The organism is Vulcanococcus sp. DEBay_Sum22DG08_74 (genome assembly GCF_017852955.1).
In the GTDB taxonomy this organism is placed as follows: domain Bacteria; phylum Cyanobacteriota; class Cyanobacteriia; order PCC-6307; family Cyanobiaceae; genus Vulcanococcus.
The window spans coordinates 1-12,204 of sequence record NZ_JAFMKL010000050.1 but is presented as its reverse complement, the minus strand read 5'-3'; the positions used below and the strand labels follow the sequence as shown (position 1 = coordinate 12,204).

At 61.9% G+C, this 12,204-nt stretch carries 12 protein-coding genes, 2 tRNA genes and 1 rRNA gene; 7 read left to right on the top strand and 8 right to left on the bottom strand.

Translation table 11 applies throughout. From position 1 onward, the window contains the following. From QZ184_RS07045 to minD, 4 genes are all read right to left on the bottom strand, one after another. Nucleotides 1-71 (bottom strand) — tRNA-Thr (locus QZ184_RS07045). A 26-nt stretch (nucleotides 72-97) separates the two neighbouring features. Continuing rightward, nucleotides 98-301, bottom strand: coding sequence for a helix-turn-helix transcriptional regulator (locus QZ184_RS07040; protein WP_247479589.1), 204 nt, complete (start codon nucleotides 299-301; stop codon nucleotides 98-100). Between the two features lie 34 nt (nucleotides 302-335). Beyond that, nucleotides 336-719, bottom strand: a complete 384-nt coding sequence (minE, locus tag QZ184_RS07035; RefSeq protein ID WP_010315047.1) for a cell division topological specificity factor MinE — start codon at nucleotides 717-719, stop codon at nucleotides 336-338. 4 nt (nucleotides 720-723) lie between these two features. After that, nucleotides 724-1,539, bottom strand: a complete 816-nt coding sequence (gene minD, locus QZ184_RS07030; protein WP_010315049.1) for a septum site-determining protein MinD — start codon at nucleotides 1,537-1,539, stop codon at nucleotides 724-726. A gap of 79 nt (nucleotides 1,540-1,618) precedes the next feature. Between minD and QZ184_RS07025 the strand changes: the two genes are divergently transcribed. Genes QZ184_RS07025 through QZ184_RS07015 form a run of 3 tightly spaced genes read left to right on the top strand, consistent with a single transcriptional unit; the run spans nucleotide 1,619 to nucleotide 3,731 of the window. Further along, nucleotides 1,619-2,605: a phospholipase D-like domain-containing protein gene (locus QZ184_RS07025; RefSeq protein ID WP_296418747.1), complete on the top strand. Its 987-nt coding sequence runs from the start codon at nucleotides 1,619-1,621 to the stop codon at nucleotides 2,603-2,605. Next, on the top strand, nucleotides 2,605-3,138 hold the full coding sequence (locus QZ184_RS07020; protein ID WP_296416657.1) for a chromate transporter: 534 nt from the start codon (nucleotides 2,605-2,607) through the stop codon (nucleotides 3,136-3,138). Before QZ184_RS07025 ends, QZ184_RS07020 begins: the two co-directional genes overlap by 1 nt. Next, nucleotides 3,135-3,731, top strand: a complete 597-nt coding sequence (locus QZ184_RS07015; protein WP_296416656.1) for a chromate transporter — start codon at nucleotides 3,135-3,137, stop codon at nucleotides 3,729-3,731. The genes QZ184_RS07020 and QZ184_RS07015 overlap by 4 nt, the downstream gene beginning before the upstream one ends. Here the strand turns inward: QZ184_RS07015 and QZ184_RS07010 are convergent. From QZ184_RS07010 to ctpZ, 3 genes are read right to left on the bottom strand one after another with little or no spacing between them, the layout of a single operon-like run. Continuing rightward, complete coding sequence (locus QZ184_RS07010) at nucleotides 3,728-4,390, bottom strand: septum site-determining protein MinC (RefSeq protein WP_296418749.1); 663 nt, start codon at nucleotides 4,388-4,390, stop codon at nucleotides 3,728-3,730. The two genes, QZ184_RS07015 and QZ184_RS07010, sit on opposite strands and share 4 nt — an antisense overlap. Nucleotide 4,391: 1 nt before the next feature. Then, nucleotides 4,392-5,654 (bottom strand): HD domain-containing protein, encoded by a 1,263-nt coding sequence (locus tag QZ184_RS07005; protein WP_296418744.1) that lies wholly within the window; start codon nucleotides 5,652-5,654, stop codon nucleotides 4,392-4,394. Beyond that, nucleotides 5,651-6,955, bottom strand: coding sequence for a carboxyl-terminal processing protease CtpZ (gene ctpZ, locus QZ184_RS07000; RefSeq protein ID WP_296416653.1), 1,305 nt, complete (start codon nucleotides 6,953-6,955; stop codon nucleotides 5,651-5,653). The genes QZ184_RS07005 and ctpZ overlap by 4 nt, the downstream gene beginning before the upstream one ends. Before the next feature lie 17 nt (nucleotides 6,956-6,972). On the opposite strand from ctpZ, the gene petB reads away from it, so the two are divergent. Together petB and petD are read left to right on the top strand one after the other, a co-directional pair. Beyond that, nucleotides 6,973-7,653, top strand: coding sequence for a cytochrome b6 (petB, locus tag QZ184_RS06995; RefSeq protein ID WP_010315065.1), 681 nt, complete (start codon nucleotides 6,973-6,975; stop codon nucleotides 7,651-7,653). A gap of 125 nt (nucleotides 7,654-7,778) precedes the next feature. Further along, a complete protein-coding gene (gene petD / locus QZ184_RS06990) occupies nucleotides 7,779-8,261 on the top strand; it encodes a cytochrome b6-f complex subunit IV (protein ID WP_010315067.1) in 483 nt (160 codons plus the stop codon). Nucleotides 8,262-8,325: 64 nt separating this feature from the next. Here the strand turns inward: petD and QZ184_RS06985 are convergent, their stop codons facing one another. After that, nucleotides 8,326-9,777, bottom strand: a complete 1,452-nt coding sequence (locus QZ184_RS06985; RefSeq protein ID WP_247479771.1) for a glycoside hydrolase 100 family protein — start codon at nucleotides 9,775-9,777, stop codon at nucleotides 8,326-8,328. A 691-nt stretch (nucleotides 9,778-10,468) separates the two neighbouring features. Between QZ184_RS06985 and QZ184_RS06980 the strand changes: the two genes are divergently transcribed. After that, nucleotides 10,469-11,953, top strand: a 16S ribosomal RNA gene (locus tag QZ184_RS06980). 174 nt (nucleotides 11,954-12,127) lie between these two features. After that, a tRNA-Ile gene (locus QZ184_RS06975) sits at nucleotides 12,128-12,201 on the top strand. Nucleotides 12,202-12,204 lie beyond the last annotated feature (3 nt).

Genomic DNA, 12,204 nt, shown 5'->3' with positions numbered 1-12,204 from the left:
GCCGGCTAACGGATTTGAACCGATGGCCTTCGCTTTACAAAAGCGCTGCTCTACCACTGAGCTAAGCCGGCAACGGGGCCTGGCCCCTGCTCAGAGCTTATCGCTCGGCCATGGACCAGAGCAGCAGCTGGGTGCGGTTGCGGCAACCGGTTTTGGCCAGCAGCCGCGACAGATGGGATTCGACCGTGCGTCGGCTGAGGCTGAGGCTGACCGCGATTGAGCCGTTGCTTTTGCCGTCTCGCAACTCAGAGAGGACCCGCCGCTCGGCTGGTGTGGGCTGAAGGCCTGAGGGGGCAGCCATGGAGAGAGGCAACTGCCCCAAGCATTCCCCTGGATCAGCCCTGGCTGACGATGGGCTCGGGTTCGCCTTCCTCCGTGGCTGTTTCGCTGGCCGCAGGCGCGTCTTCGCTTGCGGGCTCCTCGGCCTCCTCCTCGCTCGCGGCCTCGGGAGTTGGTTTGAAGATGGCCCGGCGAATCGGCAGGTTGGCCACCAGGGCGGTCACGCGATCCTCCGTTTCCAGGCTGACATCGCCTTCGCTGAGATCGATCTCGACGTAGCGGCTGACCACCTCAAGGATCTCGCGCCGCATCTGCTCCAGCAGTTCCGGATTGAGGTCGCTGCGGTCATGGGCCAGCACCAGCTGCAGGCGCTCCTTGGCCGTGGTGGCGCTGGCGGGCTGACGCCCAAGCAACTTGTCGATGAATTCGCGCAGGCTCATCAGTTCAGAAAATCTTGGTTTGCATCAGGCGGCTGAGCTTGGCGCGCAAGCCTTGCTTGACCTTGGAGGGATCAATCAGCGGAACGTCTTCACCGCAGATGCGCCGAGCGATGTTGCTGTAGGCGGTGGCGGCAGGGGAGTTGGATCCGCTCAAGGTGAGGGGTTCACCGCGGTTGGTGCTCACGATCACCTGCTCGTCCTCCAGCACCAGGCCAAGCAGCGGCAGGGCCAGGATGTCGGTGACGTCATCCACGGCCAACATCTCCTGGTTGGCCATCATCTTGGGGCGCACCCGGTTGAGCACCATCTGAATCGGCTGGATGCCACGGGTGTTGAGCAGGCCGATCACCCGGTCGGCGTCCCGCACGGCGGACACCTCAGGGGTGGTGATCACGATGGCTTCCTTGGCGGCTGCGGCCGCATTCTTAAAGCCGTCCTCGATGCCAGCCGGACAGTCGATCAGCACGATGTCGTGGCTCTCGCCGAGCATCTCGGCGATGGTTTGCATGTCCTCGGGCTTCAGCCACTCCAGCATCCGTGGATTGCCCGCCGGCAGCAGGGCCAGGTTGGGCTCCTGCTTGTGCTTCACCAGCGCCTGCTCGAGGCGGCAGGTTTCCGAGAGAACGTCCTGGGCGGTGTAGACGATGCGGTTCTCGAGGCCCAGCAGCAGATCCAGGTTGCGCAGGCCAAAATCGGCGTCCAGCACGGCGGTCCGCATGCCCTGCCTGGCCAGAGCAATGCCCAGGTTGGCGGTGAGGGTGGTTTTGCCCACACCTCCCTTGCCTGAGCAGATCAGGATGAAGCGACTACTGGAGGCCACAGCGCACCGAAACGTGCGTGAAGGTTAAGGCCAATTCAGCCGTTTCTTCCTAGACATCAGACGTCAGCTCTGGGCCGTCATGGCAGCCAGTCAACGTCTTCTTGTGATGCCCGATGACGGGGCTCAGGCGGTCGTGGATTGGATCGACCAGGCCCAGTCCCAGCTGCTGATGAAGCAGTTCAAGTTGCAGAGCGAGGCCATCGAGCAGGCCCTGCTGCGCGCCCAGCAACGGGGGGTGCGGATTCGGGTGATGCTCAATCCCCACACCTCCGGTGGTGACCGCTGGAATGACGAGGCCTTTGCCTTGCTTCAGGGCTGGGGAGTGGAGGTGGCCTGGACCAGCGAGCGCTTCCCGGTCACCCACGAGAAATCGATGGTGATCGATGGTCAGGCGGCCCTCATCGCCACCTTCAACCTCTCAGAGAAGTACTTCACCGAGACCCGTGATTACGGCGTCGTGAGCCATGACCCGCGGGTGATCGAGCAGGTGATTGCGGGCTTTGACGCGGACTGGGAACGCCGCGCGTTTGAGCCCCGCCTCGATGTCGGCCTGGTCTGGAGCAGCGTCCACAGCCGCGGGCAGATGGCCCGGGTGATCGATAGCGCCCAGGAGTCGCTGCGCATTCAGCACCCCAAGTTTGTGGACGCCGTGATCCTGGAGCGGCTGGTGGCCGCCAAGCAGCGGGGGGTGAAGGTGCGGGTGCTCTGCGGCGGCAAGCACGGCCTGAGCGATTGGGATGTCTACGACACCTTCAGTTCCCTGCGCTTGCTGGAGCACGCCGGGGTCAAGATCCGGCGCCAAAAGCAGTTGAAGCTGCACGCCAAGTTGATCCTGGTGGACGAGCGCGCCGCCATGACCGGTTCGATGAATATCGACCGCAGCGCCTTTGATCTCCGCCGTGAACTGGGCATTGAGGTGGATGCCCCAGAGGTGATCGCTCGCCTATCGGAGACGTTCAACGCCGACTGGGAGTCCGCCAAGAAGTACAGCGCCCCGGATCCCCTAGATCCGGCGTATCACGAGGAGGGCGAGCTGCCGCCGGACCCCCACTTCGTGCACGACTGATGGATCCCACCCACCGGCAGTTGTTCTGGGGCATGCAGCAGGTGGCCCTTTCCTCCTTTGGAGGAGGACTCTCGGCCTGGAGCGAGCGGATCGTCGTCGAAGACAAGGAGTGGATGACCAAGCAGGAGTTCATCACTGGCCTGACGGTGGCCCGCCTGTTCCCTGGCCCCAACCAGATCAACATGGCGATCTATATCGGCAGTCATTTCCGTGGCCTGACCGGCGCCTTGGCGGCCCTGGCGGGAATCCTGCTGCTGCCCTTCAGCGTCTTGATGGCACTTGGGCTTGCCTACTACTACCTGCACACGTCTGTGGGAGTCGATCGTCTCCTGGCGGGAGTGATCACGGCCTCAGCGGGCATGGCCCTGTCCATGGGCTTCAAGATTGCCGCCGCCTACCTGAGGGATCGCGTCGCACTGCTGCTGGCGGCCATCAGCTTTGTGGCGATGACGGTCTTCCATGTGCGCCTGGTGCCGTTGGTGCTGGTGGCGGGCCCCTTGGCGATGGCCTGGTATTGGCCGAGAAAGCCATGACCAGCCTGCTGGCTGCGGTCTGTCAACCGGCCCATCTGGGGGATTGGCGCAATTTGATCGCCGTGATCTGGGACTTCCTCAGCCTGTCGCTGTTTTCCCTGGGCGGCGGGAACACGCTGCTGGCGGAGTACCACTACATGGCGGTCGACAAGTACTGCTGGCTTAGCTCCCAACAGTTCGCCGAGATCTACGCCATTGCCGAAGGGGCACCGGGCCCCAGCTCGATGATTGTCGGTTTGCTCGGCATGGGGGCGGCCTTTCAGGAGGGTCCCCTCTGGGGTCTGCTCAGTGGGGTGATGGCGGAGGTGGCGATCCTGTTGCCCTCCACCCTGCTGATGGTGATTGCGGCCTTGAGTTGGAATCGCTTCAAGACCTCCCCCTTTCGGCTGGCCTTCGAGCGCGCGATGGGACCGATCACCCTCGGGGTGCTGTTTGCCGTTGGCCTGAAGATCCTGCGGATCTCCGATCACGACACCCCCGCCTATGCGGTCTCGGCGGTCGTCTGTTTTTTGATGCTGCGCACCAAGATCTCTCCTCTGTGGTTCATGGCCGTGGCCGCTGGCCTGGGGGCGTTTGGTTTGGTGAACCGTTAAGCCTCCTGGGGCCAGAGCGGTTCAGCCGGTCGGATGGCAATGGCTCCATCCAGCAGGAGTGCCTCCTCGCTGAATCCCGGAGGGGGTAGGTCCTCAGGCCCCCGAGCCACGGCGTCGGCAATGCGCAACTGCAGCGGGCGCAGTTGCAGCGCCACGACCCGGGCCGCGGTGTTGCCCGCTTGGCCGGCATGGGCAATGCCGCGCAGCCGTCCCCAGACCCGAACGTCTCCGTTGGCACTGACCCGGGCCCCTGGATTGACGTCTCCGAGCACCAGCACGGAGCCATCGACCTGCAGGTGATCGCCCGAGCGCAGGGTGCCCCGGTGGATGGTGAGATCGCTGGCCTCCGCTGAAGGGCGGCTTCGCTCGGGGAGTGCCTCTGTGATCAGGGCGGTTTCGAGCCCAAGCGCCGCTGCGGGAACCAGGCTCAGGGCCTCCCGGGCTTCGACGCGAACCAAGGGTTGTTGGGCTTGCTGGAGCAGCTCGGCGATGGCGCGCAGGTCCGGCAGGCTCAGCAGCCGGTCGTCGCAGACCAGCACGGCAGCTCCAGGGCCATCTGTCGCCCCCAGTTGGGAGCGGACTTCATCGAGTGCCGAGGCCTCAGCCTTGCGAAGGGGCTTGAGCTGGAAGCGACGGGGAGCGGCCTGCATGGCGTGCAACTTAGGGATCTCCCGCTGCAACTTCCAGGGCCAGGGCTTCGCGGATCGCCGGGGTGATCTCCGGTGGATGAATCAGCCAGGCGGTTTGGGTTGGTTGGATCAGGCTGCGAATCAGCGGTGAGCGCTGCTCAATGGCCCCGAGCTGATGCCCATCCCAGAGACGAAGCCCACCTTTATAAGGGTGATAGCCGTGGTTGCTCTGCTGGTGCAGGCCGCAGCAGAGATCAGGGCGCAGTCCGGCCGCCTCACTCAGGGTCTGTGCCCGAGCCAGTAGCGCCAGACGCCTCTCCTGGGGGAGCTGGCTGAGATCGGAGGCCCGCAGCAGTTCTCGGTTGAGGACCCGTCCGCAGAGTTGCTGGAGCGGGGCCGGTCCCTCCTCCAGCCAGCGCTGCAGGTGATAGCCCGTTCTCACGTCGTCATTGCCCAGGAAAGCCTCCAGATCCAGGGTTTTCGGTTCCCAGAGCCAGCGCTGCATCACGGCATCGGCCCAGACCTGATCGGGTCCCAGTTCCCGGGCCAGCGCAATGGTCCGGTTGAGCAGCCAGTTGCAGACCACATTGAGGCGGTGGTTGTAGACGCTGCGGTACATCAGGTTGCGCACCACCAGGTAGTGCTCGACAGCCATCAACCCCTTGGGCTGCAGGGCGAGTTGGCCATCGGGGGCCAGGGTCAGGCTGGCCAGGATGCGCTCGAGGTCGAGCACCCCGTAGCTGGCGCCTGTGTTGTAGCTGTCCCGCAGCAGGTAATCGAGGCGATCGCAATCGAGCTGGCTGCTGACCAGCGCCTTGATGGCTGGATTGCGAAAGCGGCCGTGCTCCAGCAGGTCGGCGACCTGATCGGCCGTGCCCGCGGCAAAGGCTTCAAGCGGCTCCCTGAGCGAGGGGTGCTCACGGATCAGTCGACTGGACCAGCTCTCATGGTGCAGTCCATACATCTCCTCGCCGGAGTGGCTGAGGGGGCCATGGCCGACGTCGTGCAGCAGGGCCGCGGCATAGAGCACCCCCCGGTGCTCGCTGAGTTCGGGATGGCTGCGGCCCAGGTTTCCCAGGGCTTGGCGGGCGAGATGCAGGACCCCCAGGGAGTGGGTGAAGCGGCTGGACTCGGCCCCGTGGAAGGTCAGGTAGGCCGGCCCCAGTTGCCGGATCCGCCTGAGCCGCTGGAAGACCGGCGTGTCGATCAGATCGATCGCCAGGGCTTCGGCGGGTTCGCGCCGGGACAGTCGGATCGCCCCGTGCAGCGGATCGTGATAGGTGCGGGCGCTCATCCGGCTTCGATCTGCTCAGCGAGTTGGTTCAGGGCGATCTCCAGCCAGGTGTCCCCGTCGCCGCCGGGATTGAGCGGTTCGGGATCCGCCAGGCGTTGGTCGGGTTCGATCCCCAGGTTTTGGATATCCCGTCCACTGGGGGTGAGGTAGCGGGCCACGGTGACGGCCAGACCACTGCCATCACCCCCCAGGCCGATCAGGGTCTGGATCAAGCCCTTGCCAAAGGTCCGGCTGCCAAGCAGCGGTGAGCGCTGGTCGTCCTGCAGGGCCCCAGCCAGGATTTCACTGGCGCTGGCGGTGCCTTCGTTCACCAGGGTGAGCATCGGGCCGTCATAGAGCTGGCCGCGGCTGGCCTGCTGGGCATCGCTAAAGCCATCACGGTTTTGGGTCTCGACGATTGGGCCCCCATCCAAAAAGACGTTGGCGACAGCCAGGCCGGCGCTGACGAGGCCACCGGAGTTGTTCCTGAGATCCAGGATCAGGCCGTCGATGTCCTGGGCTTGCAGCTTCTGCAGTGCCTTGGCCAGCTCCTGGGGGACGGGTTCGGCGAACTGGGTGATGCGGATGTAGCCCAGGCGATGCCCAGCGGTTTGGATCAGGCGGCTGCGGACGGGCTGCAGGTCCACCTGCCGGCGCCTGAGTTCCACCTCTTGGGATTTGCCGCTCGGGGTGATCAGCTCCAGCAGAACGGAGGTGCCTTCTTTGCCCCGCAGACGGGCCGCGGTGGCCTCCAGGCCCAAATCCGCTGTGCTCAAACCATCGACACTCTTGAGAACACTGGCGCTGCTGATGCCGGCTTCGGCCGCCGGGGAGCCCTCGAGCGGGGCAATGACCACGATGGCGGTGTCGTCCTGGCGAATCCCGAGCTGCAGGCCGACCCCACTGACGCTTCCTTCTGTATTGGCTTTCAGCGTTCGGAAGTCAGCTGGCCTCAGCAGGCGGGTGTAGGGATCTCCAATCGGGGCCAGCATCGCCTCGATGGCGTCGTAGGCATCGGCACTGCTCTGGATGGAGCGCTCCAGTGCTTTCTGCCGCAGCCGTTTCCAATGAATGGTGTCGAAGCGATCGGGATCGACATAGCTCTGGTTCACCAGGCGCCAGCTCTCAACCACGAGCTGTTGGCCATCGTTGAGGGCCAGGGCAGGTGCGGCGGTCAGCCAGAGGCTTAATAACCAGGACAGCGCAAGCGCTGCAATGGATTTCAGCTCCCTCGAGCGCCGCGGAGTCGGGTTTTGTGGCGGTGATGTCACAAGCGGCGCCGCGCTCACGAGCGGCAGGAGGTGATCGGTAGACTCTGCCAACCAAACCCAATCGCTGCATGGCGAACTCCTCACCCGCCGCCGGCGGAAAGTCATCGCCCGTCTACGACTGGTTCAACGAGCGCCTGGATATCCAGGACATCGTTGACGACGTCGCGTCGAAGTACGTGCCGCCCCACGTCAACATCTTCTATTGCCTGGGCGGCATCACCCTGGTCTGCTTCCTGGTGCAGTTCGCGACCGGCTTCGCGATGACCTTCTATTACAAGCCGACCGTGGCTGAGGCCTACGCCTCGGTCCAGTACCTGATGACCGATGTCAGCTTCGGCTGGCTGATCCGCTCCGTGCACCGCTGGAGCGCCTCGATGATGGTGCTGATGCTGATCCTGCACGTCTTCCGCGTGTACCTGACCGGCGGCTTCAAGCGCCCCCGTGAGCTCACCTGGATCACCGGCGTGACCATGGCTGTGATCACCGTGTCCTTCGGTGTGACCGGTTACTCCCTGCCTTGGGATCAGGTCGGCTACTGGGCTGTGAAGATCGTCTCGGGTGTTCCCGCAGCCGTGCCCGTCGTCGGTGACTTCATGGTTGAGCTGCTGCGCGGCGGCGAGAGCGTTGGCCAGGCCACCCTCACGCGCTTCTACAGCCTGCACACCTTCGTGATGCCCTGGCTGCTGGCCGTGTTCATGCTCATGCACTTCCTGATGATCCGGAAGCAGGGCATCTCCGGTCCCTTGTGATTTCCGCCAGGGGATCGCTTTGTTGCGATCCCTGACGGCTTCTCTTTCGACGGCTCCGCCACACCCAGGGCGGTTTCTAGCCTTCCTTCACTGGGAAACAAACGACTCCAACGTCGGTCACCCTCATGCACATCCTTAAGAAGCCAGATCTCAGCGATCCCAAGCTGCGGGCCAAGCTCGCCAAGGGCATGGGTCACAACTATTACGGCGAGCCCGCCTGGCCGAACGACCTGCTCTACATCTTCCCGGTGGTGATCCTGGGAACCCTGGCCTGCCTGGTGGGCCTGGCTGTTCTCGACCCCGCGATGCTGGGCGACAAGGCTGATCCCTTCGCCACTCCTCTGGAGATCCTTCCTGAGTGGTACCTGTATCCGGTCTTCCAGATCCTGCGCGTGGTGCCCAACAAGCTGCTGGGCATCGCTCTGCAGACCATGATCCCCCTGGGTCTGATGTTGGTGCCCTTCATCGAGAGCTTCAACAAGTTCCAGAACCCCTTCCGCCGTCCCGTGGCCATGGGTGCCTTCCTGTTCGGCACCGTGTTCACCATCTATCTGGGCATCGGTGCGGCTCTTCCGATCGACAAGTCCCTGACCCTGGGTCTGTTCTGATCCAAAGCCCTGCTCTTGTGTTCTTCAGCCCTGGCCTCGTGCCGGGGCTTTTTTGTGCCCGCCCTTAGGGCGCGTTGATGTCGAGCATGTCCACGTCGTCGGTCTTGACCCGCAGGATGTGATGCAGCAGAAGGAAACCGACGATGGTCCAGGTCTGATAGGTCCGCGCCTGCTGTCCCACCCAGGTGCCGGTTGGTCCATCGAAGTACTCGGCCCACTGCTGCCTTGGCAGTTGGTTGAGCTGCATCCAGTAGCACTCTTCGAGCATGGCCTGCATCTGTCCCATCAGCAGGACATCGGCCGTGGGATAGAGCCGTTGATGCAGCAGAACGGCGCCGCCGAGATACCAGAGCAGGCTCGGCCAGTGGCCTCCGTTGTGATAGCTCCAGGGCCAGTTCTTCGGGTCTGATCCGGTTTTCTCACTCCACTTGTCCCCTTCGAGCGGTGGATGGCAGATGCGCATGGGCATCTGGGCCATGAGCTCATCGCGGTTGTGCAGCACCAGGCGGAAGAGAGCCCGTTGCTGGGGTGCGGTGATCAGACCAAAGAGGCAGCCCAGACAATTGCCCAGGCTGTAGAAGCGGAAGTCCGGCCGGCCGGTCCGCATGTTGCCGATCAGATAGCCGCCGCGATCCTCGAGCCAGTCCTGCAGCCAGGGCGGAATGACCTGGGGCTGGACGTTGAATTCGTTGAGGGACTGCTGCTCGCCGTATTGCTCGGTGGGGCGCCGGCGCAGGACCTGCATCGTCTTGCTGGTCACCCAGTAGTGCTTGAGCAGGTAGCGGCGTAGGTCGTATTTCCACTGCTTGGTCAGGACCAGTCGCTGCTCCAGCAATCGACTGTTGTGGCTTTTCTGCGCCAGCTCCATCAGCTGGCAGCAGCAACCGAGGCAGCCAAAGAGCAGGGCCTCGACCTCCAGTGGAGCGCCCCAGACATCCATGGGGCGATCAATCATGAACGAGCAGTCCGGCACGAAGAGCACGGGCGTGCCCTCGAAGGTGGGGTGCAGGACCAGATCGAGCAGCAGTTGGATCCCCCGCTGGACCTTCTGGCTGGCGCCGAACTCGTAGTCCTTGCTGCGTTTGACGTAGAGCCAGGCGAGGACAGGCCACCAGAGGCTGGCATCGACACTGGTGATCCGGCCGATGGAGCGCTGTCCGTAGTCAGCGAGGAGCTCGTCGCCGTCCTCGACAAAGCTGGTGGGGAAGACACCGCGGGTTTGGTAGGTGCTGCTCTGCAGCTCCAGGGAGATATCGAGGAAGTTGCGAACGATTTGGTAGCGGCCCTTGAGCAGCAGGTAGAGCATCACCGGGACGTTGTCCCGCAGGAAGACCTCGCCGTAGTTCAGGGCTTCATCCCCACCGCCGGGATGGGAGAGGGCCGCTACGGATCCAACGAGTTCACCGCGGATGCGAACGAGGGTCTTCTCAAAGTGCTCCTCTGCTGCCGCAACGACCGCCTCTTCGCGCGAGCTGGGTCTGACGCGAAGGCGCTCTTGGCTGAATTGCTTGGCCAGGACTGGCCTCCCGCTCGTCGCCTGTCTTGCCAAACCCTAGAAATGGTCTGGGGTTTCGTCAGCCCCATGGATTGGGTTTGACGGGATGGGGGTTGATGGTGTTATGGTTATGTGCTGCGAGCAAACCGAGAGGTGAGCGAGCAGCGAACTGAAAGCTGGGGAGACCTGGTGATGTAGGTTCGATCAGCGGCTGAGACGCCGCTGTGAACCGAAAGCCGAGGGAACTCGGTGATGTAAGTTCAACAAGCGGTCGCGAGGCCGCGGACCGAGAGCCCGAAAGACCTGAGAGGGTCGAGCTGAGAAGCGTGTGGCGATCGGTGCACCTGGACAACTGAACGTTTAGGAACTGACGCTTTCACTGCGTTAGTCGCGAGCTGAAGCTGAGAGGCTGAGGTGAGTGGTTAACGAAGATGCAGTGAGGGTGTGAGGTCCCGTCAAAAATTTTTTAGTTGTGGAAGCTCATTGCTTGCATGATCTATTGATTTCACGGTCAAAGGTTGTGTCGGTGTGCAGTGAGTGGAGCAACGACCGGATCTGAGATCCTGGAAAGTCTGAACGAAAGAAATTTTGTTTTGCACTCTTTGAACGCTTCTGTCAGAGGAAGTGGCATCAACTGCGACAGTGCGCCAGTGCTGGAGTGGGTGAAGCAAATCAAATTGAGGCTGTGAGAGCAGTCAATAGGATTTGATCTACAACGGAGAGTTTGATCCTGGCTCAGGATGAACGCTGGCGGCGTGCTTAACACATGCAAGTCGAACGAACCTTCGGGTTAGTGGCGGACGGGTGAGTAACGCGTGAGAATCTGCCCTCAGGAGGGGGATAACGGCTGGAAACGGCCGCTAATACCCCATATGCCGCGAGGTGAAATGAATTTCGCCTGAGGATGAGCTCGCGTCTGATTAGCTAGTTGGTGAGGTAAGAGCTCACCAAGGCATCGATCAGTAGCTGGTCTGAGAGGATGATCAGCCACACTGGGACTGAGACACGGCCCAGACTCCTACGGGAGGCAGCAGTGGGGAATTTTCCGCAATGGGCGAAAGCCTGACGGAGCAACGCCGCGTGAGGGATGAAGGCCTCTGGGCTGTAAACCTCTTTTATCAAGGAAGAAGATCTGACGGTACTTGATGAATAAGCCACGGCTAATTCCGTGCCAGCAGCCGCGGTAATACGGGAGTGGCAAGCGTTATCCGGAATTATTGGGCGTAAAGCGTCCGCAGGCGGTCTGTCAAGTCTGCTGTTAAAGCGTGGAGCTTAACTCCATTTCGGCAGTGGAAACTGACAGACTAGAGTGTGGTAGGGGCAGAGGGAATTCCCGGTGTAGCGGTGAAATGCGTAGATATCGGGAAGAACACCAGTGGCGAAGGCGCTCTGCTGGGCCATAACTGACGCTCATGGACGAAAGCCAGGGGAGCGAAAGGGATTAGATACCCCTGTAGTCCTGGCCGTAAACGATGAACACTAGGTGTCGGGGGAATCGACCCCCTCGGTGTCGTAGCCAACGCGTTAAGTGTTCCGCCTGGGGAGTACGCACGCAAGTGTGAAACTCAAAGGAATTGACGGGGGCCCGCACAAGCGGTGGAGTATGTGGTTTAATTCGATGCAACGCGAAGAACCTTACCAGGGTTTGACATCCTGCGAATCTCTTGGAAACGAGAGAGTGCCTTCGGGAACGCAGTGACAGGTGGTGCATGGCTGTCGTCAGCTCGTGTCGTGAGATGTTGGGTTAAGTCCCGCAACGAGCGCAACCCACGTCGTTAGTTGCCAGCATTTAGTTGGGCACTCTAGCGAGACCGCCGGTGATAAACCGGAGGAAGGTGTGGATGACGTCAAGTCATCATGCCCCTTACATCCTGGGCTACACACGTACTACAATGCTACGGACAAAGGGCAGCAAACTCGCGAGAGCTAGCAAATCCCATAAACCGTGGCTCAGTTCAGATCGTAGGCTGCAACTCGCCTACGTGAAGGAGGAATCGCTAGTAATCGCAGGTCAGCATACTGCGGTGAATACGTTCCCGGGCCTTGTACACACCGCCCGTCACACCATGGAAGTTGGCCACGCCCGAAGCCGTTACTCCAACCCTTGTGGAGGAGGACGTCGAAGGTGGGGCTGATGACTGGGGTGAAGTCGTAACAAGGTAGCCGTACCGGAAGGTGCGGCTGGATCACCTCCTAACAGGGAGACAAACAACGATTTTGATGCCTGAGTACTTTTATTCTTAGGCCGAAATCCTGTCACCTTAGGTCGATCGGTACCTCAACTTCAATCCTGTGAGTCGCAAGACTGCACAACGATTGATTTTTAGTTCCTAAACGTTGTCTAGGTCACCCCATAGAGGGTTCACTTCCTGGGCCATTAGCTCAGGTGGTTAGAGCGCACCCCTGATAAGGGTGAGGTCCCTGGTTCAAGTCCAGGATGGCCCATTC